The organism is Hymenobacter armeniacus (assembly GCF_014699055.1).
GTDB classification, from domain to species: domain Bacteria; phylum Bacteroidota; class Bacteroidia; order Cytophagales; family Hymenobacteraceae; genus Hymenobacter; species Hymenobacter armeniacus.
The window spans coordinates 488,918-509,521 of record NZ_JACXAC010000002.1; the positions used below are offsets into that span (position 1 = coordinate 488,918).

Here is a 20,604-nt window from a genome sequence, read left to right on the forward strand (position 1 = left end):
CGCAAAGATAGTTTGCGCGGCCTGTTCAGTTTAACCGCTCATGCCTTTCAACGCCCTTACCCCCGAATTATTAGTGGCCTTCGAGGCCATCGTTGGCCCCGCGCACGTGCTCACGGCCCAGCGCGCCGAAGCCGCCGCCACCGCCGATGCCTACGCCGACTACGGCCGCGACCACACCGAGGACTTTCACTTTGCGCCCGACGTGGTGCTGCGTCCCGGCACGGCCGAGGAAATCGGCCAGATTATGCGCCTGTGCCACGAGCACCGCATTCCCGTCACGCCGCGCGGCGCCGGCACCGGTCTCAGCGGCGGGGCGCTGCCCATCCACCACGGCGTGGTGCTGAGCACCGAGCGGCTCAATAAAATCCTGCAAATCGACGAGCGCAACCTGCAGGCCACCGTGGAGCCGGGCGTGGTGAACGAGGCGTTTCAGAACGCGGTGAAGGAAGTGGGCCTGTTCTACCCACCCGACCCGGCCAGCAAAGGCAGCTGCTCCCTGGGCGGCAACCTGGCCCACAGCAGCGGCGGCCCCAAAGCCGTGAAATACGGCACCACCAAAGACTACGTGCTCAACCTGCAGGTGGTGCTACCCACCGGCGACGTCATCTGGACGGCCGCCAACACCCTCAAAAATTCCACCGGCTACAACCTCACCCAGCTCATGGTGGGCTCCGAGGGCACCCTGGGCATCATCACCAAAGTGGTGTTTCGCCTGCTGCCTTTCCCGCAGCAGAACATCCTCATGCTGGTGCCCTTCCGCAAGGAAGAAGAGGCCGCCGATGCCGTGTCGGCCGTGTTTCGGGCGGGCATCATCCCCTCGGGCATGGAGTTTATGGAGCGCGAGGCCATTGCCTGGTCGTCCGATTATTTGAAAATTCCGCTCACCCTGCCCGAAGACATTAAAGCTCACCTGCTCATCGAGCTCGATGGCCAGGACCTGGACCAACTTTATAAGGAGGCGGAGCAGGTGTACGGTGTGCTCGAGAAGTACGACGTGGGCGAAATCCTGCTCGCCGACAACGCCACGCAGAAAGACGAGCTCTGGAAAATCCGCCGCAACATCGGCAATTCCGTCCGCTACAACTCCGTATACAAGGAAGAAGACACCGTGGTGCCCCGCGCCGAGCTGCCCACGCTGCTGAAGGGCGTGAAGGAAATCGGCGCCCGCTACGGCTTCAAAAGCGTGTGCTACGGCCACGCCGGCGACGGTAACCTGCACGTCAACATCATTCGCGGCGACCTTGACGACGAGATGTGGAACGTGGGCCTGCGCCAGCCCATCTCCGAAATTTTTGAGCTCTGCGTGAAGCTGGGCGGCACCATCTCGGGCGAGCACGGCATCGGTCTGGTGCAGAAAGGCTACATCGGCATTGCCCTGAAAGAAGCCAATCTGGAGTTGATGCGCGGCATCAAAAAGGTGTTCGACCCGAATGGTATTTTGAATCCGGGTAAGATTTTCTAACGGAGACCTCACCCCCTGACCCCCTCTCCAAAAAAGAGGGGGCACCGGCCGTACTCCTGACGACTGAATAAAGCATCGACTTCACGAACCGGTGCCCCCTCTTTTTTGGAGAGGGGGTCAGGGGGTGAGGTCACGCCTGCACCGTCGGCAAAAACTTCGGTGCCGCGCGGTGGTGCGTGGCCTGCTCGTAGGCGTAGCCCAGCCCCAATAGTTTGCCCTCCTGATACGCGGAGCCCACGAACGACAGCCCCACCGGCAGCCCGCGTACCTGCCCCATGGGCACGGTGAGGTGCGGGTAGCCCGCCATGGCCGCCGGCGAGGAAAAATCCACCCCCGTGGAGTAGTCGCCGTTCACCCAATCGATGCACCAGGCCGGGCCCGTGGTTACGCCCACGATGGCTGCGAGCTGATTGGCTTTCAGCAGGGAATCGATGGCCTGGCGGGCGCCGCTTACGCTTTTCTGCACGGCGGCTTTGTATTTGGCGTTGCCCAGGCCGTCGGTGGCTTCGGCCCGAATAAGGGTTTCCTGGCCGAAGATGGGCATGGCCTCGGCGGCGTGGGCGTTGTTGTAGGCAATGACGTCGGCCAGGTTTTTTACCGACGCCCCGGCGCCGGCCAGGTACTTATTCACCCCGTCCTTGAATTCGTAGAGCAGCACGTCGAATTCGGCTTCTCCGAGCGGATTCACCAGTTTATTCAACTCGATTTCCACCACGGTGGCGCCCTGGGCTTTCAGGGCTTCTACAGCGGCTTTCAGCAGCTTGGCCACGGCGGGCGGGCCGTTGAGGTGGGCTTTTTCCACGCCCAGCCGCTGGCCTTTCAGCGCATCGGCTTTGAGGAAAGGCGTATAATCGGCAGCAAGGGCGGCCGGCAGGGGCAGCCGGGCCGGGTCGGCTGGGTCGGGGCCTTGCAGGGCGGCCAGCAGCAGGGCCGCGTCGCGCACGGTGCGCGCCATGGGCCCGGCCGTGTCCTGGGTGCTCGAAATGGGAATGATGCCGCTACGGCTCAGCAACCCCACCGTGGGCTTGAGCCCCACCAGCCCGTTGCACGACGACGGCGACACCACCGACCCGTCGGTTTCGGTCCCGATGGCAATGGCGCACAGGTTGGCCGCCACGGCCGCGCCCGAGCCTGAGCTGCTGCCGCTGGTGCTGCGGTCGAGCACGTACGGGTTGCGGCTCTGCTGGCCCCGGCTGCTCCAGCCGCTCACCGAGTGCGAGGAGCGGAAGTTGGCCCATTCACTCAGGTTGGTTTTGCCCAGGAGCACGGCGCCAGCAGCCCGCAGCTTCTGCACAATGAAGGCATCCTGCCTGGCCTTGTGCCCGTGTAGGGCCAGCGCGCCGGCGGTGGTCATCATCTGGTCGCCGCTGTCGATGTTGTCCTTAATCAGCACCGGGATGCCGTGCAGCGGCCCGCGCAGCTTGCCGGCTTTGCGCTCCTGGTCCAGCCCGTCGGCAATTTTCAGTGCGTCGGGGTTGGCCTCGATGACGGCCCGCAGCATGGGCCCGGCCTCGTTCAGGGCCTTGATGCGCTCCAGGTACTTCTCGCTCAGGCTACGGGCGGTTTCGGTGCCCTTCGCCATGCGGTCCTGCAGGTCGGCCACGGTGGCTTCGTGCAGGGCGAAGGGCGCGGCATCGGCCGAAGGTGGGCCGGCGGCTTCGGCCGCCTCAGCAGTCATTTTCTTATCAGTAGTGGTTTGGCAGGCCACGGGGGGCAGCAGGGCGGCCGTGAGGGCCACGCGGGTGCTTTGGTGCAAAAACAGGCGACGGTCCATAGAGGCTGGGAGGCTAAGCAGGAGCGGGGCTGCTCCGGAGGGCAATGATACAGTTGAAACCAACTCTGCGTGACCTTGCCCTCAGCCCTCGGTCAACAATGCAAACGAGAAGCGTCAGAAGGCAGCCCCACGCTCGGGATTGCCTTCTGACGCTTCTCGTTTGCGTTGCTGACTGAGTAGCCGACGCGGCGTTATTCCTGTTCGCCTTTCAGCTTGTCTTCGCCGCCGTAGGGAGCGCCGGCCGTGATGTCGCCGCGCAAGCCGCCCTGGGTGCTTTGGCCGGGGCCGTGGTCGGGCTGGCGCGAGCTGGTGGTGTTGTCGGTGTCGGCGTTGGGGCGCCCGGCGGGGGCGTTGGTGGCGGCATCGGTCGGCACTGCGTTGGTGGGCGTGTCGGAGGTGCTGCCGGCAATTTCCGTGGCGCGGGCCACGTAGCGCTGCTTGGCTTCGTCCTGGGGCACGCCTTTAAACTGGTTCCAGGAGTCCCACTGGGCCTGCGAGAGGCCGGCGGGGCCGTTGGCCTGGTCGGCGGCGTTGGGGTCTACTTCGTCGGGCTTCATGTTTACGTCGCCTTCGGTGGCTTGCTTGTAGAGGCCGTAAAGCTCGGTCATGTGCTGGGCCGCCACGTTATCGGGCAGGTTGTTGACTTGCTGGGCGGCGGCTTGAAATTGCTCGTTGAGGTTCATGGGAAAGAAAAGATGGGAAGGTGAAACGGTAGGCAGAAGGGCAGGGGCTGAGCGAAACCCCACTGGGAAGCGTGACCGCAGCGCCGCATAACCCGGCGCCGGTCAGGGGGAATTGAGGCGATTCCCTTATTCGTAATACCCCGGCACCAACCTTTAGGTTGCCGGGTCGTACTTTTGCGCGCTACTATGTGCGGAATAACCGGAGTATTTGCCTTTACCGAAACGGGTCGCCAGTCTTTGGCCAACCTGCAGGCGTCGACCGACGCCATCATTCGCCGCGGTCCTGATTCGGAGGGCCATTTTGTGTACGACCAGTGCGGACTGGGCTTTCGGCGCCTGGCCATTCTCGACCTCTCGGCCGACGGCAACCAGCCCATGAGCGACGCCGCCGGCCGCTATACCATCGTATTTAACGGCGAGATTTTCAACTTCCGCGAGCTGCGCGAAAAGCTCATCAAGCGCGGCTGCGTGTTTCATTCGCAGACCGATACGGAAGTCATTCTTCAGCTTTATATCACTGAGGGCCGCAGCTTCATCAAGAAGCTGAACGGCTTTTTCGGCCTGGCCATCTTCGACAAGGAAGAAAACTCCCTGTTCATTGCCCGCGACCGGTTTGGCGTGAAGCCGCTGCTGATTTACCGCGACGAGGACAAGCTGTTCTTCGCCTCGGAAATGAAGTCGATGATGGCGCTGGGCGTGCCCCGCAAGCTCGACTACGTGGCCCTGAGCCAGTACCTGCAGCTCAACTACATTCCCGGCCCGGCCAGCATTTTCAAGGGCGTGAAGAAGCTGCTGCCCGGCCACTACCTCTACATCAAGGACGGGAAAATGGTGGGCAAGGCTTGGTATAAAATCCCCTACGACCCCAAGAAAGTCGCCAAAACCAAGCTCAGCTACGAGCAGCAGCAGAAGAAGCTGGTCGAGCTGATGGACGGCGCCGTGCAGCGCCGCCTCGTGGCCGACGTGCCGCTGGGGGCCTTCCTTAGCGGCGGCATCGACTCCAGCGTCATCACGGCCCTGGCCGCCCGCCACACGCCCCACCTCAACACGTTCAGCATCGGTTTCAAAGACGAGCCTTTCTTCGACGAAACCAAGTACGCCAACCTCGTGGCGGCCCGGCACAACACCAACCACACGGTGTTCTCGCTCACCAACAACGACCTCTACGAGCACATCCACGACATGCTGTCGTACCTCGATGAGCCGTTTGCCGACTCCTCGGCCCTGGCCGTGTACATCCTCAGCCAGCGCACCCGCCAAAAAGTGACCGTGGCCCTGAGCGGCGACGGCGCCGACGAGATGTTTGGCGGCTACAACAAGCACATGGGCGAATTCAAAGTGCGGCAGGGCGGCGTGAAGGCCGAAGCCGTGACGGCCCTGGGCTTTGTGTGGGACGCGCTGCCCAAGTCGCGCAACAGCTTCTTTGGCAACCGCATCCGGCAGCTGCAGCGCTTCTCGCGCGGCATGACGGCCGGCGTGAAAGACCGGTACTGGGACTGGGCCAGCTTCGCCTCGCCCGAAGACGCCCGCCGCCTGCTCAGCGCCGACAGCCGCCGTAAGGTGGGCAAGAAAGCCGCCGCCAAGCGCCGCAAGGACATTCTGGAAGACCTGCACTCCGACGGCGACCTCAACGAGGTGCTGCTCACCGACATGAAGCTGGTGCTGCCCTACGACATGCTCACGAAAGTGGACCTGATGAGCATGGCCAACTCCCTGGAAGTGCGCACCCCGTTCCTCGATTATAAGGTCGTCAACTTCGCCTTCTCGCTGCCCGTGAGCAGCAAGGTGGACGCCACGATGAAAAAGAAAATTGTGCAGGACGCCTTCCGCTCCGAGCTGCCCGCCGAGCTCTACGACCGGCCCAAGCACGGCTTCGAGGTGCCCTTGCTGAAGTGGATGCGTGGCGAGCTCCGCGGCCTCATCGAAAACGACCTGCTGCGCGACGAGTTCATCGAGGCGCAGGGCATCTTCGACGTGCAGGCCATCCGCGACCTGAAGGCGCAGCTGTTTTCGCGCAACCCCGGTGACGTTCACGCGCGTATCTGGGGCCTCATCGTGTTCCAGACGTGGTGGAAGCAGTACATGGCCAGCTAATTAGCCACCTGCTACGCGCAACCAACGGCCCCTTGCCCTAACTTTGCGCGGCCAAAATGAAATTTCTCACAACCCTTTTTATATGAAAATCGCAATTGTAGGCACTGGCTACGTAGGCCTGGTGACCGGAACGTGCTTTGCCGAAGTCGGCATCGACGTGACGTGCATCGACATCGACCAGAAGAAAATTGACAACCTGCACAAAGGCATCTTGCCGATTTACGAGCCCGGCCTCGAAGAAATGGTGAGCCGCAACGTGGAAAAAGGCCGTCTGCACTTTTCCACCAACATCGGCGAAGCCATCAAGGATTGCGACGTGGCGTTCATCGCCGTGGGCACGCCTCCCGGCGAAGACGGCTCGGCCGACTTGAAATACGTGCTGGCCGTGGCCCGCAGTATTGGTGAGAACATGAACAGCTACGGCGTCATCGTGACCAAGAGCACGGTGCCCGTGGGCACGGCCGCCAAGGTGCGCGCCGAAATTGAGAAAGCCCTCGAGAAGCGCGGCGAAACCATCGAGTTCGACGTGGCCTCCAACCCCGAGTTCCTGAAAGAAGGCGCCGCCATCGACGACTTCCTTAAGCCCGACCGCATTGTGGTGGGCGTGTCGTCGGAGCGTGCCGAGGAGGTGATGCGTCGCCTCTACAAGCCCTTCCTGCTGAACGGCCACCCCATCATCTTCATGGACATTCCGTCGGCGGAGATGACGAAATACGCTGCCAACTCAATGCTGGCCACCAAAATCAGCTTCATGAATGACGTGGCCAACCTGTGTGAAATCATGGGCGCCGACGTGAACAAGGTGCGCCAGGGCATCGGCTCCGACGCCCGCATTGGCACCAAGTTCATTTACCCCGGCATCGGCTACGGCGGCTCCTGCTTCCCCAAAGACGTGAAGGCGCTCATCAAAACGGCCGAGGAAAACGGCTACCAGATGCAGGTGCTCAAAGCCGTGGAAAGCGTGAACGAGGACCAGAAATCGGTGCTCTTCAACAAAGTGAGCCGTCACTTCGGTGGCAACCTCAAGGGCCTGAAAATCGCCCTGTGGGGCCTGTCCTTCAAGCCCAAAACCGATGACATGCGCGAGGCTCCCTCGCTGGTCATCATTGAGAAGCTGCTGGCCGCTGGCTGCACCGTGACGGCCTACGACCCCGTGGCCATGCCCGAGGCGCAGCACATGATTGGCGACAGCATTACCTACGCCAAGGACGAATTTGCGGCCCTCATCGACGCCGACGCCCTGCTGGTGGTGACCGAGTGGCCCGACTTCCGCTCGCCCAACTTCGACGTGGTGTCGCGCCTGATGAAGCAGAAAGTCATTTTCGACGGGCGCAACATCTACGAAGCCAGCGAACTGAAAGCCCTGGGCTTCGCCTACCACTGCATCGGCGTGAAAACCGACCACCAGGAGCCGGTGAAGGCGTAGGTTTTCATTGCAATAAAATAGAACGTCATGCTGAGCGCAGTCGAAGCATCTCTACCGCAGTAGCAATCATTCACCCGCGCAGTAGAGATGCTTCGACTGCGCTCAGCATGACGCCCTAATCACATACTATGACTGATACCAACGAAAAAAAACGCGTTCTGATTACCGGCGGCGCCGGTTTTCTGGGCTCCCACCTGTGCGACCGGTTCCTGAAAGAAGGCTACCACGTCATCGCCATGGACAACCTGGTGACGGGTTCGCTCCAGAACATTGAGCACCTGTTCGGGCGGCCCGATTTTGAATTCCACCAGGCCGACGTGAGCAAGTTCGTGTTCGTGCCCGGCAAGCTGGACTACATCCTGCACTTCGCCTCGCCGGCCTCGCCGATTGATTACCTCAAAATTCCGATTCAGACCCTGAAAGTGGGCTCGCTCGGCACGCACAACCTGCTGGGCCTGGCCCGCGTGAAAGGTGCCCGCATGCTGATTGCCAGCACCTCGGAAGTATACGGCGACCCCGAAATTCATCCCCAGGTGGAGGAGTACTTCGGCAACGTGAACCCCGTGGGCCCGCGCGGCTGCTACGACGAAGCCAAGCGCTTCCAAGAGGCCATCACCATGGCTTACCACAACCACCACGGCTTGGAGACGCGCATCATCCGCATCTTCAACACCTACGGCCCGCGCATGCGCTTGGACGACGGCCGCGTGTTGCCGGCGTTCCTCTCGCAGGCCCTGCGCGGCGAGAATCTGACGGTGTTCGGCGACGGCTCGCAGACCCGCTCGTTCTGCTACGTCGACGACCTCGTGGAGGGCATTTACCGCCTGCTGCTGAGTGATTACCACTTGCCCGTGAACATCGGCAACCCGTCGGAAATCACCATCAAGGAGTTCGGCGAGGAAATCGCGCGCCTCACCGGCGTCGAGTTCAAGCCGACCTACCAGGCCCTGCCCGAGAACGACCCCATGAAGCGCCGCCCGGACATCACCAAGGCCAAGGAAATCCTGGGCTGGGAGCCCAAGGTGGACCGCGCCGAAGGCCTGCGCCGCACCCTGGAGTATTTCAAGGAGCACGTGAAATAAAGCTTTCGCGCTAAGGCGAAAAAGAGCAGTTGGCATAGCCAGCTGCTCTTTTTTCGTTTTCATCCCCCACTTTTGTTTTTATGGCCGATTATCCCGCTCCGCATCTCATTCATTTCCCCAAGCTTGGCGACCCGGGCATTGGGTACATCTCGGTGGGCGAAAACGTACAAGACTCGCTGCCCTTTGCCGTGCAGCGCGTGTTCTGGACGTACTATACCCCCGAAAGCATCGTGCGGGGCCGCCACGCGCACCACCGCACCGAACAGGTGCTCATTGCGGTGGCCGGCCGCATCATCGTCACGACGGAGCTGGCCGACGGCGATATCCAGATTCACCGGCTCGAAGACCCCTACGTGGGGCTTTACATCCCGCCCTGCGCGTGGCATACCATGCAGTATTCGCACACGGCGGTGCAGCTGGCGCTGGCCTCGCAGCCCTACCGCGAAGACGACTACATTCGGGACTACGACACCTTCCGCCAGACATGGGCGCCGAAAGCGTAGCCGGGCTGGTGGGTGCGCGGGCGGCCGACCTCGCCTTTTATTCGCCCTACTATTTCCTGCGGCACTTGCCCGCCAAGCGGCAGCAGGAGTTGTTTGGCACCGGGGCCGCGGCTCGCTGGGGTCGGCAGCCAGGGGAGGAAACCTATAGCGCCCCCGGCAGCACAGACGTGCGCTGGCTGTGGCAGGCGCTGCCTTGGGATTCGGCGTACTTTGGCACGCCCATGCTGCGGTTGTTCACGGGCCTGTTTGGCCCGGAAGCCTTGCCCGCGGTACTTACCCAGGCGGCCGTTGGTTTGCGCGAGCATCTGGCAGCGCGGCACCCGGCTTTTTATGCGTTCAGCATCGTGCCAGCCGAGGACGTACGTTTGTTTCAGGCTCTTACCGGCGCTGGGTGGCGCCTGGTCGAAACCCGGCTCACGTTTTACCGCAGCGAGCTGGCCAACTTTCAATTTCCAGCCTTTCCGGTGCGCGGGGCCGGAGTAGGGGACGCCGCGCACGTTGGCGGGATTGCCGCTACGGCCCGCAACCCCTACGACCGATTTCACGCCGACCCGTGGTTTGGCCTTGAACGAGCCGATGCCTACCTCGCCCGCTACGCCGAAAACACCGTGAGTGCTGGCTTGGCCACCACCGTGCTGGTGCCCGACGAGCCCGGCCTGCCCATCGATTCATTTCTGGCCATCAGCGACCTAGCGCACGACGCTGAGGCCCTCGGCACCCGGCTGTCGCGGGTGCTGCTCACGGCCGTGGGGCCAGCCAACCGGGGCTGGCACCTGCGCCTCACGGCCGAAACCCTGCGTCGGGCCCAGGCCCTGGGCCACGAAGCCGTGCTGATGACCACCCAGGCCACTAACCACGCTGTATTTCGGACGGTCGAGAAGCTGGGCTTCCGGCTCGGCGCAACTAGCCACGTATTGGCGTGCAATAGCCATTAACTTTGGCCTTTCCGTGCTGCAGCCTTTGCTTTTCAGCCCGGCGTATTTGCGCTCTTCGCCTCTCTTCTGCTATGCCCAAACTTTCCGTTATTATTCCCTGCTACTTCAACGAGGAGAATATCCCGGTTACGTCGCGCGAGCTGGTGGCCAACGAGGTCAATTTTCCGCCCGAAGTCACGTTTGAGTACGTTTTCGTGAACGATGGCTCCGGCGATGACACGCTCGGGGCCCTGCGCCGGGCCCAGGCGGAATTTCCGGGCCGCATCCGCGTGGTGGACCTGGCCGGCAACGTGGGCTCTTATAATGCCATTGTGGCCGGCATGGCCCACGCCACCGGCGACTGCCTGGCCGTCATCACCGCCGATTTGCAGGACCCGCCCGAACTGATGGCCCGCATGTATAGCCATTGGCAACAGGGCTTCAAACTGGTTATCGGCAACCGGCAGGACCGGGAAGAAACCGGTTTGTCGCAAACCCTGGCCAAAACGTTTCACTGGCTGATGAAGAAGCTGGCCCTGCGCAACATCCCCGACGGCGGCTTCGACTTCGTGTTTTTTGACCGGCAGGTAGCCACTGAGGTGCTGAAGCTGCACGAGCGCAACTCCAACGTGTTCTACCTCATGGTGTGGCTGGGGTTTGCCTACGTCAACATTCCCTACACGCGGCGCAAGCGCCAGATTGGCAAGTCGCGCTGGACGCTTTCCAAGAAGATAAAACTGCTCATCGATTCCCTGATGGCGTTTTCCTTCGTGCCCATTCGCGCTATCTCGGTGCTGGGGCTGGGGCTGGGGCTCGTCGCCCTCATTTACGGGCTCTACGTCATTGCCCTGAAGTTTCTGCATCCCAGTGAGCCGGCCGGCTGGACCACGCTCATGGTGGTGCTGCTCGTGGTGTCGGCTTTCCAGATGGTGGCCCTCGGCGTGATAGGCGAATACGTGTGGCGCGGCCTCGATGCCGCCCGCCAACGCCCGCTCTACGTGGTGCGCGACGTGTATGAGCTGCCTGGCACAGAGCTGGGTGGCCACTAGCGCGCAGTGGCAGTGGAACTAGGCCTACGGTTGCTGGTGGTGGCGTTGGGAACCCTGTGCCTGTGCTACGGCACGGGTTCGGGGTTGCTACGCTGGCTGCGGCCCGTCGCCGAAGAATTTTTCTGGAATTGCTTTCTGCGGCTGCTCAGCGGGACGGTGCTGCTCACGGCCTCCTATGCCATCTGGCAGACGCGGGGTGCCACCACCCTGCTGCCGGTACTGCTGCTGCTGCTGGGAGTACTCTACGCCCTGCGAGCCCCAGTAGGCGCCGTGCCCAGGCCCGACTTTGGCACCGCTCGCCAGCTGGCCTGGGTGCTGGCCATGGCCGGGGTGGCGTTTGCCAGCCAGTTTCTGCTGGTATACGAGCCGGGCTCGCCGTTTTTGCAAACCCCGTTTCAGGACTATGTGTACTACAGCCGCCTCACGCTGCCACTCAACCACTTGGGCATCGAAACCAATTCGTTGGAGATGCTGTACCCGCAGTTTCAGACGGCGCAGCCCTACCACTATTTCGGCATCTGGCTCAATGCCCTGACCGTGCGCCTCACGGGCTTGCCTTCCGTGTGGGTGTATTTTGTGAGCGTGGCCACCGTGCTGCTTACCATGTGCGGGGTGGGCTTTGCCGCCATCTACGCGCACTGCGGGCTGCGGCCCCGCTGGGCGGTGGTGCTGGGCCTGGCCACGCTCACCGTCACGGGTACCTGCTGGCCCTACTTGCTGCAGTACCGGGTCATACTCGACGGCTCGCTGATTGCGCATTTGCCGCTGGTGTTGCATCCCAAGCTAGCGTCCATTTATTTGTTTGAGCTGCTGGGCGTATTGCTGCTGTTGCGGCACCGGTACCGGGCCGCGGGGCTGGCTGTGGCCGCCGTGCCGCTGGCTTTTATATCAACGGCTCCGGCCATTGGCATAGGCGTGGTAGGCGTGGCCGCATACTTGTGGGCCACCCGAAAAGCTTCGCTACGGGAAGCCGTGGCCGTGGTGGCGCCCACTGCGGGCGTGGCGTTGTATTTGGGTATTTTTTACCTGTTGAGTTCCCGCACCGTGCAGCTGCCGGGCTCGGGGCAGGAAGTTGCGCTGGCCGCCATCATTCCGCCGGCTGGCGAAGCGCGGCTGGTCTTCAACATTGCTATTGGGGCCCTGCTCATCTACGTGCTGTACTTCGTTGGCTACGCTGCGCTGGTAGCAGGACTGGGGTGGCGAAATGTCACGCGGGCAACCCTGCTCGCCGACCTGCCCCTGTTGGTCTGGGCCGTAATGACCGTACTGGGAGCTGCCCTGATGCGCGCCATCGGTCATCATTTTCTCGACGCGTTTCAGTTTTTTTCCAACCCCGTGCTGCCGCTGTCGGCGGCCATCGTTGCGGTGGGGATAGGCCGCGCCGTGCAGGCCTCCCGCGTGGCGCGCCCCCTGCTGGCGGTGGCCGGCTTGGCGGCCCTGGCTTTGCTGAATGCCCGCACCGATACCACCGGCAACGGCCGCTTCTCCCGCCGGTTCCTCGAACAGGTGGGGCCGGTTTTGCGGGCGCTGCCCAACCGCGGCGGCTACCTGCTGGCCGATGCCGACTACGAGAATGCCTACATGCTGTGGGCCGACTCGTACACGGCGGGCACCTACGTCTCTAATTTTAAAAACGACTATCAGCTGCTTTCCCTCTCGGCCCTGGTGCCCGATAGCCTGAGCACCGACCCACGCTACGCCCAGGGAGCCTTGGAGGCCGTGGTGGCGCAGCGCAACACCACCCTGTACCGGCTGGCCGAGCTGCAACGCCTAAAAGGGCACCCCGTGTGCGCCGACAGCCTGCCGCTGGCGCTGGTGCGCCGGGCGCGGCTGGCATTCATCTGCGCCTCGCGCCGGGCCGTGCTGCCTGCTTCCCTGCGGCCGTTGGTGCGGGCCAGCTACCGGGATTCTACTTCTGGAGAAGTGCTGTACGTGCTGAATACTGACGGTGGGCGGAAAGCGCAATGAACTAGGTTGCTACCACGGCGTTAAGGTAGAGCGGTTCTGCTAGAAGAAACGGCGTGCCCAGGGTTGAAACCGCTTCTCCAACAGTGCCGCTGCCAGCAAGCTCAGCGCCATAAAGGCTATAAAACGCACCAAGAAGGTGTACCAGTGGCCAGAAAAAGGCTCAATCAGGCCAAAGATTTTGAGAATGGGGTAGTGGATGATGTATAGGCCGTAGGATAGAGCCCCCAATTTGATTGTCTGGGCCAATAGCCAGTCGGCCGGACCCTCCAGAACATTAGAGCGGCTCAGCACCAGCAAGAGCACGCTGAGCAAGTACGAGCAAACCGGAATGAGGTAATGCTGAAAGTGCACTGCATCGGCGCGGTTGTGGTACAGGTACACCAGCGAATAAGCGGGCAGCAGGTACAGTAAATACGTAAGCCATTTCTGGTAGGGAAAAGACCGATTGGTGAATATCAGCAACACCAGCACGCAATAGGGCAGGTACGTGAAATCGACCAAGGCAATGGCCCGCTCCACCCACGGCACAGATTCGGAAAACGACCAGCGCAAGCCGGGCAGCGCTTGCGTCACTTTCAGGTAAACGGTTTGCAGCTGGTTGGTCTCTTCCAGGCTAAAAAACAACAGGAAAGCGCTAAGCAGCTGCAGGCTGGTGTAGTGCGCCGCACCGTGCCGCGAAATATTGACCAGCACCAAGCCCAGCGTCCAGAAGCTGAACCCAAACAAATACGAAGTGAGCAACGGCGCCCCCGGCCAGTTGGCCAATAGCAGCACCGCAAGCCCGGCCAAAAAACTGCCAAGGCAAACCAGCACCGGCGACATGCGGAAGTAAGAGACCGGAATGAACAGCAGGTAGAACAGGATTTCGTAGTGCAGCGACCAGCTGGGAGCATTGGCCGAAAGCACCGGCGCAAGCAGCACCTGCGTGAACGTGAGGTTGGCGGCCGCCACTGATGCGGGAACGGCCTGACTGATGGCCAACGCCAACAACATGCTCACTAGATAGATGGGGTATATGCGAACCAGTCGTTTTTTTAGATACGGGCCAATGCCGTTCCGCTGCAGCGGGCGCTGGTTGGTGAGGCCAATGACGTATCCCGATAAGATAAAGAAAATCAGCACACTCAGGTGGCCTGGTGCCTGAAAAGCAAACACGCCCGAAGGCTGGTAATGCGGGTCAAGAGTCTGCCGAATTACCACGGTGTGCCCCAACACCACCGTGAGGGCGGCTAGCCCACGCAAGCCCTCCAACTTAAAATCGAACGTTTTTGCGGGTTTTGGAGCAACTGACCGTAGCTCGGGCGCCTGCGTAAGGTCGATATTGGATGAATTCATGATGGAGCTTTGGGATAACAGGGACGGGCTAAAGACCACAAAAGTAACCCCGAGAATTCCGACACCGTTGCAAAGGCAAGCGTAGAAACGAGGGTCTAAATGAGCACTGGATATAGCACTGGCTGGCGCTGGTGCGCCGGGCGCAACTGGCATTCATCTGCGCCTCGCGCCGGGCCGTGCTGCCTGCTTCCCTGCGGCCGTTGGTGCGGGCCAGCTACCGGGATACCCCTTCTGGAGAAGTGCTGTACGTGCTGAAATCGCGGGTGCCTTGGCTTGAAAAATAATTACGGCAACACCAATTATGATTCGCTTTACAGCGTAGCACAATTGGACTAGTAAGCCATTTTTAAGTACCTGAATACCCAGATAATTAATGCCTGAAGTAGCGATTGATTAAACAAGGTTTTTTACTGGCTGTAAAGCTTTTATATTATACAGCTTCGCTATCCTGCTTGATAAAAATTTGTGGGCTCTTTTTTCAACTCCTTCGTAAAGCACTGCTGCCAAAACGAGGTTTATGGCCAGAATCGGAATTGCCAGATATAAATCAGATGCTACCACGAATTTGCTGAGCATAAGGCCCTCCAGCAACACCAAAATAGGTAGTTGCATGATGTAAAAGCTGAAACTTATTCGGCCAAGGTATTGCATTGGCTTTGAACCTACCCATCTGAAAAGTAAAGATTTGTCTTCTTGCGCCAGCACACAAATGAGAGCCATAATTGCGGGTAGAGCCACAAAATTGTGTACCGTATAACCGGGCGCTCGGGCGCCGAATTTAGCTAAGTACAACGCCGCAAAAATTATCAGTCCAAGGGTTACTCGTTCTGATACACGAAAATTGTGTCGAAGTACAAGTAAACCGAGGATGACGCCAGCAATAAATTCTGGCAGCCGGCTGGGAGGAAAGGCATATGTGGTTTGAAACCGCACGGTGTGCTCGTGTAGCGCGTAGTAAAGCCCAGGCAGGCTGCTAGCCACCACCACGGCCACTAGAATGTACCGTAAATTGGTTCCTGATACTTTCAAAAGCAACGGCAATAGGAAGGGAAATAGCAAATAGAAAAAGAATTCGGTCGATACTGACCATGCCCCGCCGCCGTACCACAGCATTGCCAAAGATGGAAAATAAGACTGAATCATGGTCAGGTCTAGTGCCACGACAAGTGGGAAAGGAGCAGGATAATGATTCAACCCAATACTAACCGCCAAACAAAGCACTAACCCAACTAGGTAAGCCGGGTAAATTCGAGCCATTCGTTTCAACATGAAGCTCTTGTAGTATGTAGCGGTTGGTAATTCAGACGCAGGAAAGTCTTTTAGATGGGCATATGTCAGGATGAAGCCCGAAAGGACAAAAAATATGTTGACGCCTAAAGCTCCCATGCTGACAATGGTTTCTGCGGGCGCTGGTAGAAATGACAAAGGCAGCCGCAAATGAATGTGAAATACAAACACATAAAACGCCGCCAGAAAGCGCAATCCCGTTAGTCCGTCGAGTGCTTTCATAACAATGGTTTCTTCTTAAATGGCAAATAATATTGAAGAGGTGGCGTTTATTTCACAGCACTCTTTTGCGAAAAAACTTCCGCGCCTAGGTATGAAACCGCTTTTCCTTTTATAGGAAGGCCGCCGCTAAGGTGTGATGAAAGCATGGGACGGCTCAGGAATAGCAGCGGCGTGGCAAAATACCACAAAAGTAAGCCTGGGGAATCCATCCCGATAGCGACTGACAAAAAGGAAGTAGGAGCGCTGGAAAGAAGAAGGCCGGGAGATGCTGCCGTTGATGCTGCCACGGGCGGAATGGCCCTGTTATCTTTGCGGCTCACCGTTTTGCTCTCCCTGCCCTGTTCATGACCGTTCCATTTCTCTCCTTTTCCCCCCAGCACGACCCCATCCGTACGGAAATGCTGGCCGCCTTGGCCGATGTGTATGACAAACAATGGTACGTCCTGGGTGAGCAGGTGAAGGCTTTTGAAGCCGAATACAGTGCCTTCAACCGCGTGGCCCATACGGTGGGCGTGGCCAACGGCCTCGACGCGCTGCACCTGGCGCTGGAAGCACTGGGCGTGCAGCCCGGCGATGAAGTCATCGTGCCCAGCAACACCTACATTGCTACCTGGCTGGCCATTTCCTTCGTGGGCGGCGTGCCGGTACCCGTCGAGCCTAGCCCTTACACCTACAACCTCGACCCCGCCCGCCTGGAGGCCGCCATCACGCCGCGCACCAAGGGCATCATGCCGGTGCATCTCTACGGCCAGGCCTGCGAGATGGGCCCCATCATGGACATCGCGCAGCGCCACGGTTTGTGGGTGGTGGAAGACAACGCCCAGTCCCAAGGCGCCACTTGGCAAGGCGGCATCACGGGCAGCTTCGGGCAGGTGAACGGCACCAGCTTTTATCCCGGCAAAAACCTGGGCGCCCTCGGCGACGCCGGCGCCGTGACCACCAACGACGAAGCCTTAGCCACCAAAATTCGCACCCTGCGCAACTACGGCTCGCAGCAGAAGTACTACAACGAAGTGGTGGGCCACAATTCCCGCCTCGACGAACTGCAGGCGGCAGCCCTGCGCGTGAAGCTGCCGCACCTGCCCACTTGGACGGCCCAGCGCCAGGCCGTGGCCGCCCTCTACAACCAGCACCTCGCCGGCATCGGTGGGCTCCAGTTGCCGGCCGTGGCCGAAGGCGCCACCCACGTCTATCACCTTTACGTGGTGCGCACCGGCCAGCGCGACGCGCTGCAGGCCCACCTCACGGCGGCCGGCATCGGTACGCTCATTCACTACCCCGTGCCGCCGCACCGCCAGCAGGCGTATGCCCACCTCAACATCCCGGTCGGCACCTACCCAATCGCCGAGGAACTCGCCGCTACCAGCCTGAGCTTGCCCATGTGGCCCGGCATGACAGAGGAGCACGTGGCGACCGTGGCCACCGCCGTGCGCGGTTTCTTCGGCAGATAACCTCTGCCGCTCTTTCACGCTATACCCTTCCCATGTCGGTTCCTCATCTGATTGAATTCTCTAAAATAGGTTCTCCTGCCCTAGGCTACATTACAGTGGGTGAAAACAGCACCCTGCCCTTTGCCGTGCAGCGGGTGTATTGGACGTATTACACCCCCGATTCTGTGATTCGGGGTCACCACGCCCACCACGACTTGGAGCAACTGATTTTTGCCACCAGCGGCCGCATCGAGTTTGTGCTGGAAGGCCTCGACGGGAAGTCCGAGACGTTTGTCCTTGACTCGCCCAACCTCGGCCTTTACATACCCCGTTTGTACTGGCGTACCATCAAGTTTTCGCACAACGCGGTGCTGATGTGCCTGGCTTCAAAGGAGTACAGCGAAGAAGACTATATCCGTGAGTACGACGAATTCAAAGCTTTGGCCGCTAATGTCTGAGTCTTCCCCCACCGAGCGTCAATATTACTGCCACCCGCAGGCTTTGGTCGAAAGCCAAGCCATTGGGGCGGGTAGCCGCATCTGGGCTTTTGCCCATGTCCTGCCAGGCGCAACCATTGGCACCGGCTGCAACATCTGCGACCATTGCTTTGTCGAAAACAAGGTCACCATTGGCAACGACGTCACGCTGAAGTGCGGCGTCTACCTATGGGATGGCATTGTGTTGGAGGACAACGTATTCGTGGGGCCCAACGTGGTATTCACCAACGACGTGCGCCCGCGCAGCAAAAATGCGGCCTACGCCCTGTTGCCCACGGTGGTGCAGGCCGGGGCTTCGCTGGGCGCTAACTCCACCATTCTGGCTGGCGTCACCATCGGCCGCTACGCCCTCACCGGAATTGGCGCCGTAGTGACCCGCGATGTGCCCGCCTACGCGTTGGTATACGGCAACCCGGCCCGCCAGCACGGCTGGGTAGACGAGCAGGGCGACAAATTGCAGCCCGTTCCCGGCCAGCCCGGCCGGTGGCACTCGCCTGCCACCGGGGCGCATTACCAAGAAACCGCGGCGGGCCTGACACCCGCTCCCAACGCCGAGGCTGCTTTATGAGCCCGGCTGCTGCGGCACCGGGCGCCGGGCCTTTGGTTAGCATTGGGGTTGCTTCGTTCAACAACGCGGCCTATATCATCGATACGCTCGAAAGCATCCGGGCGCAAACCTACCCGCACTGGGAACTGGTGGTGGTCGATGACGCGTCCAAGGACAACTCGGCTGAACTGATAACCGATTGGTTAAAAACCCATCCGGAAGTAAACGGGAAACTGTTGGTAAACAGCCCCAACCGAGGCGTATGCCACACGTTCAACCGTTTTCTGGATGCTGCGCAGGGCAAATACATTTCTATCATTGGGTCCGATGACTTATTCCTGCCGGACAAGCTTACCGCTCAGGTGGCCTTGCTGGAAGCAGCACCTGGTCGGGTTGGAGTGGTATACAGTGACGTGAGCAAAATTGACCCCGCCGGCAAAGTAATTGTGCCCTCGGTGTACGACACGGGTCAGATTCGACCTTTCTCGGGCGATATCTGGCTGGAAATGCTCAAAACCAATTTCCTCGGCGCTATGACCGTGCTCATCCGCCGCGAATGCTTCGATAAAGTAGGCCATTTTGACGAAGACTTGGCCTACGAGGATTGGGACATGTGGCTGCGCATTGCGCGCGAATACGATTTTCTGTACCAGCCCGAAATAACGTGCCATTACCGCATTCATGGCGCTTCGGCCCTGCACAAGCGCCGCGCGCAGATTATTGAAACCAACCTGCGGCTGCTGCAAAAGCACTTGGGCGTGAGCCCCGAAGGTGACGCTATTATTGCCCGCCACCTGCGCGAGTTCTCCGAGCAGCTTTACCTGCTGGGCAGCCCCGACAGCGTGAAGTGGCTGCGCCGCAGCTGGCAGCAGCACCGGCACACCCGCGGCCTGGCCCTGCTGCTGGCGGCCCGGCTGGGCGTGCCCGCCGCCACCGTGGCCGCTGCGTTTGGTGTGCTTAAGCGCCTGACGGGCCAGGCCGGCCCGGATGCCGCCGCCGCTCACTAACCATACCATGGCACCTCACTAAATTATGCCCACTGTTCGCGGTATTCGTTTTCGCCTCGCCGAGGCTTTGCGCCAAACGGCCGACCGTCTTTTTGTGCCGCCCGGCGGCGGGTCCATCCGCGACATTGGCCTGGGCAAGCTGGGGCCAGCGGCGCCGCGCGCGCTGGTGGTCTACGTCATCCACGCCATGCCGTATTACGTGGCCAACAAGCTGGAAAGCGCGCCCATGCTCAACGAGCATTCCATGTACTGGGAAATTGCCGAGATGGTGCGGCAGCTGAACGAGCGCGGCTACGTGGTGGATTTCTACGACGTGTTTTGCCCAGAGCCCATCGACTGGCCGCGCTACGCCGCCGCTTTTGTGCAAAGCGACCGACTGGCCGAGTGCCCCCCGGAACTGCCGGTCAAAAAAGTGTTTTACTGCACCGAAAACCACTGGGCCTTTCAAAACCTGGCCGAGATGACGCGCATCAAAGCGTTTCGGGACCGCACCGGCATTTGGGTGCGGCCCGAGCGCCAGACCCGCATCAGCTTTTCCGACGAATACGCCGACTACATCACGCTGCTGGGCACGCCGTTTCAGGGCCAGCTCTACAGCGCCCGTCCCCAACGGCACCAGCTCGACATTTCCGTAGCCGCCGTGCCGCCGCACGAGCCCAAAAACGTGCCCGCGGCTCGCGCCAATTTTTTGTGGCTGGGTAGCGGCGGCGCCGTGCTCAAGGGCTTGGACTTGGCGGTGGAAGCCTTTCGCACGCTCCCCGACGCCCACCTGTACATTGCCGGCGGCATCGAGCGGGAGCCGCGCCTCTGGCAGTGGCTCAAGCCGTTGCTCGAAACGCATGCCAACCTGCACTACCTGGGTTGGGTAGACGTGGGCAAGCCGGCCTTCGCCAAGCTGGCAAATAATTGCATCGGCGCCGTGTACCCCAGCGCCTCGGAGGGTGGGGGAGGGGCGGTGGCCCAGCTGCTGCACTTTGGCCTGATTCCCATCGTGACCCAAACCGCCACGGTGCGGGCCGCCCACCTGGGCTTCGAAATACCCAGCCAGGAGCCCGATGCCATCATCGCCGCCATCCGCGAGCACGTGCGCACCATGTTGGGGTGGCCCGAGGCCGAATTGGCGCGCCGCTCGGCTGAAGTCCAAGCGTTTGCGGCTGCTCATCACACCCGTCCGGCCTACGCCGCCAGCTTCGCTGCCCTGCTCGACCGCATGGCTTTATGAGCCCAGCCGGCGGCCAACGGACCCGCCTGCCTTACCTTTGCCGAACTTACACCCCAACTCACCGGCCTCCTGAATGGCGGTTGAGGGCTTCTTTTCGTTGCT

Annotated in this window: 17 protein-coding genes; 13 read left to right on the forward strand and 4 right to left on the reverse strand. The window is 60.7% G+C overall.

All coding sequences use genetic code 11. The annotated features are described in order from the left end of the window. Positions 1–40 precede the first annotated feature (40 nt). Positions 41–1,462, forward strand: coding sequence for an FAD-binding oxidoreductase (locus tag IC234_RS06505; RefSeq protein ID WP_190923040.1), 1,422 nt, complete (start codon positions 41–43; stop codon positions 1,460–1,462). 130 nt (positions 1,463–1,592) lie between these two features. Here the strand turns inward: IC234_RS06505 and IC234_RS06510 are convergent, their stop codons facing one another. Continuing rightward, positions 1,593–3,236: an amidase gene (locus IC234_RS06510; protein WP_190923041.1), complete on the reverse strand. Its 1,644-nt coding sequence runs from the start codon at positions 3,234–3,236 to the stop codon at positions 1,593–1,595. A 191-nt stretch (positions 3,237–3,427) separates the two neighbouring features. Continuing rightward, positions 3,428–3,919, reverse strand: coding sequence for an acyl-CoA-binding protein (locus tag IC234_RS06515; RefSeq protein WP_190923042.1), 492 nt, complete (start codon positions 3,917–3,919; stop codon positions 3,428–3,430). Between the two features lie 186 nt (positions 3,920–4,105). Between IC234_RS06515 and asnB the strand changes: the two genes are divergently transcribed. The 7 genes from asnB (at position 4,106) to IC234_RS06550 (ending at position 12,955) form a co-directional block, all read left to right on the forward strand. After that, positions 4,106–6,013, forward strand: coding sequence for an asparagine synthase (glutamine-hydrolyzing) (gene asnB, locus IC234_RS06520; protein ID WP_190923043.1), 1,908 nt, complete (start codon positions 4,106–4,108; stop codon positions 6,011–6,013). Positions 6,014–6,095: 82 nt separating this feature from the next. Next, positions 6,096–7,439: a UDP-glucose dehydrogenase family protein gene (locus IC234_RS06525; RefSeq protein WP_190923044.1), complete on the forward strand. Its 1,344-nt coding sequence runs from the start codon at positions 6,096–6,098 to the stop codon at positions 7,437–7,439. Positions 7,440–7,567: 128 nt separating this feature from the next. Next, entirely contained in the window at positions 7,568–8,521 is a 954-nt protein-coding gene (locus IC234_RS06530; protein WP_190923045.1) for a UDP-glucuronic acid decarboxylase family protein, read from the forward strand. An 80-nt stretch (positions 8,522–8,601) separates the two neighbouring features. Then, the gene (locus tag IC234_RS06535; RefSeq protein ID WP_190923046.1) at positions 8,602–9,024 is read left to right on the forward strand and encodes a sugar 3,4-ketoisomerase; all 423 of its coding nucleotides are present in this window, start codon (positions 8,602–8,604) and stop codon (positions 9,022–9,024) included. After that, complete coding sequence (locus IC234_RS06540) at positions 9,006–9,959, forward strand: hypothetical protein (RefSeq protein ID WP_190923047.1); 954 nt, start codon at positions 9,006–9,008, stop codon at positions 9,957–9,959. The genes IC234_RS06535 and IC234_RS06540 overlap by 19 nt, the downstream gene beginning before the upstream one ends. Positions 9,960–10,030: 71 nt before the next feature. Beyond that, positions 10,031–10,987 (forward strand): glycosyltransferase family 2 protein, encoded by a 957-nt coding sequence (locus IC234_RS06545; protein ID WP_190923048.1) that lies wholly within the window; start codon positions 10,031–10,033, stop codon positions 10,985–10,987. A gap of 12 nt (positions 10,988–10,999) precedes the next feature. Then, positions 11,000–12,955, forward strand: a complete 1,956-nt coding sequence (locus IC234_RS06550) for a hypothetical protein (RefSeq protein WP_190923049.1) — start codon at positions 11,000–11,002, stop codon at positions 12,953–12,955. A 39-nt stretch (positions 12,956–12,994) separates the two neighbouring features. On the opposite strand, the gene IC234_RS06555 is transcribed toward IC234_RS06550, so the two are convergent. Together IC234_RS06555 and IC234_RS06560 are read right to left on the reverse strand one after the other, a co-directional pair. Then, a complete protein-coding gene (locus IC234_RS06555; protein ID WP_223827521.1) occupies positions 12,995–14,443 on the reverse strand; it encodes an acyltransferase family protein in 1,449 nt (482 codons plus the stop codon). A gap of 240 nt (positions 14,444–14,683) precedes the next feature. Continuing rightward, a complete protein-coding gene (locus IC234_RS06560; protein WP_190923051.1) occupies positions 14,684–15,799 on the reverse strand; it encodes an acyltransferase family protein in 1,116 nt (371 codons plus the stop codon). Between the two features lie 344 nt (positions 15,800–16,143). Here IC234_RS06560 and IC234_RS06565 point away from each other — a divergent pair, with 344 nt between their 5' ends. The 5 genes from IC234_RS06565 to IC234_RS06585 are packed head-to-tail and all read left to right on the forward strand — an operon-like array spanning position 16,144 to position 20,502. Then, positions 16,144–17,250, forward strand: coding sequence for a DegT/DnrJ/EryC1/StrS family aminotransferase (locus tag IC234_RS06565; RefSeq protein WP_190923052.1), 1,107 nt, complete (start codon positions 16,144–16,146; stop codon positions 17,248–17,250). 32 nt (positions 17,251–17,282) lie between these two features. Continuing rightward, positions 17,283–17,687: a sugar 3,4-ketoisomerase gene (locus IC234_RS06570; protein ID WP_190923053.1), complete on the forward strand. Its 405-nt coding sequence runs from the start codon at positions 17,283–17,285 to the stop codon at positions 17,685–17,687. Further along, entirely contained in the window at positions 17,680–18,294 is a 615-nt protein-coding gene (locus tag IC234_RS06575; protein ID WP_190923054.1) for an acyltransferase, read from the forward strand. Before IC234_RS06570 ends, IC234_RS06575 begins: the two co-directional genes overlap by 8 nt. Next, on the forward strand, positions 18,291–19,280 hold the full coding sequence (locus IC234_RS06580) for a glycosyltransferase (RefSeq protein ID WP_190923055.1): 990 nt from the start codon (positions 18,291–18,293) through the stop codon (positions 19,278–19,280). The genes IC234_RS06575 and IC234_RS06580 overlap by 4 nt, the downstream gene beginning before the upstream one ends. A gap of 25 nt (positions 19,281–19,305) precedes the next feature. Further along, entirely contained in the window at positions 19,306–20,502 is a 1,197-nt protein-coding gene (locus IC234_RS06585; protein ID WP_190923056.1) for a glycosyltransferase, read from the forward strand. The last annotated feature ends 102 nt before the right edge of the window (positions 20,503–20,604 follow it).

Excerpts from the sequence above, each read along its gene's own strand:
- IC234_RS06505 (WP_190923040.1), top strand. The coding sequence starts at position 41 with ATGCCTTTCAACGCCCTTACCCCCGAATTATTAGTGGCCTTCGAGGCC.
- IC234_RS06510 (WP_190923041.1), bottom strand. The coding sequence starts at position 3,236 with ATGGACCGTCGCCTGTTTTTGCACCAAAGCACCCGCGTGGCCCTCACG.
- IC234_RS06515 (WP_190923042.1), bottom strand. The coding sequence starts at position 3,919 with ATGAACCTCAACGAGCAATTTCAAGCCGCCGCCCAGCAAGTCAACAAC.
- asnB (WP_190923043.1), top strand. The coding sequence starts at position 4,106 with ATGTGCGGAATAACCGGAGTATTTGCCTTTACCGAAACGGGTCGCCAG.
- IC234_RS06525 (WP_190923044.1), top strand. The coding sequence starts at position 6,096 with ATGAAAATCGCAATTGTAGGCACTGGCTACGTAGGCCTGGTGACCGGA.
- IC234_RS06530 (WP_190923045.1), top strand. The coding sequence starts at position 7,568 with ATGACTGATACCAACGAAAAAAAACGCGTTCTGATTACCGGCGGCGCC.
- IC234_RS06535 (WP_190923046.1), top strand. The coding sequence starts at position 8,602 with ATGGCCGATTATCCCGCTCCGCATCTCATTCATTTCCCCAAGCTTGGC.
- IC234_RS06540 (WP_190923047.1), top strand. The coding sequence starts at position 9,006 with ATGGGCGCCGAAAGCGTAGCCGGGCTGGTGGGTGCGCGGGCGGCCGAC.
- IC234_RS06545 (WP_190923048.1), top strand. The coding sequence starts at position 10,031 with ATGCCCAAACTTTCCGTTATTATTCCCTGCTACTTCAACGAGGAGAAT.
- IC234_RS06555 (WP_223827521.1), bottom strand. The coding sequence starts at position 14,443 with ATGCCAGTTGCGCCCGGCGCACCAGCGCCAGCCAGTGCTATATCCAGT.
- IC234_RS06560 (WP_190923051.1), bottom strand. The coding sequence starts at position 15,799 with ATGAAAGCACTCGACGGACTAACGGGATTGCGCTTTCTGGCGGCGTTT.
- IC234_RS06565 (WP_190923052.1), top strand. The coding sequence starts at position 16,144 with ATGACCGTTCCATTTCTCTCCTTTTCCCCCCAGCACGACCCCATCCGT.
- IC234_RS06570 (WP_190923053.1), top strand. The coding sequence starts at position 17,283 with ATGTCGGTTCCTCATCTGATTGAATTCTCTAAAATAGGTTCTCCTGCC.
- IC234_RS06575 (WP_190923054.1), top strand. The coding sequence starts at position 17,680 with ATGTCTGAGTCTTCCCCCACCGAGCGTCAATATTACTGCCACCCGCAG.
- IC234_RS06580 (WP_190923055.1), top strand. The coding sequence starts at position 18,291 with ATGAGCCCGGCTGCTGCGGCACCGGGCGCCGGGCCTTTGGTTAGCATT.
- IC234_RS06585 (WP_190923056.1), top strand. The coding sequence starts at position 19,306 with ATGCCCACTGTTCGCGGTATTCGTTTTCGCCTCGCCGAGGCTTTGCGC.